The sequence below is a fragment of the Neoalteromonas flava genome (assembly GCF_002807685.1).
GTDB classification, from domain to species: Bacteria; Pseudomonadota; Gammaproteobacteria; order Enterobacterales; family Alteromonadaceae; genus Alteromonas_E; species Alteromonas_E flava.
This window is the reverse complement of sequence record NZ_PEAX01000040.1, coordinates 1-261: the sequence shown is the minus strand read 5'-3', so window position 1 is coordinate 261 and position 261 is coordinate 1. Positions and strand designations below refer to the sequence as shown.

1 protein-coding gene is annotated in these 261 nt (G+C 43.7%); it reads right to left on the bottom strand.

Annotated features, from left to right (window positions below; genetic code table 11):
* Nucleotides 1-217 (bottom strand): hypothetical protein (locus CSH92_RS17185; RefSeq protein ID WP_205662203.1); only part of this gene is annotated, 217 nt, incomplete at its 3' end.
* Nucleotides 218-261: the final 44 nt, after the last annotated feature.

The window sequence follows — 261 nt, the reverse complement described above, 5'->3', positions numbered from 1 at the left end:
CGAGGCGCAACCTAGGGAAAAACAAAATGAACCCAATGACGACTTGAGATAAGGCAATGAAGTAACCAAACGTTGCGAGATTGTATTTTGCAAGTTCCTGAATTAACCACACAGGGCCAATGATATTGGGTAAGCCTTGAAAGAGCTTACTAAGGCCCGCAGAGAAATATATAACTGCAAGCAAAACCTGAAAAATCAATAAGCTTCTTTGAAACATTCGCCGTCCTTGACTTGGTGCCTAACGCCCCGCATAAAGGGCAG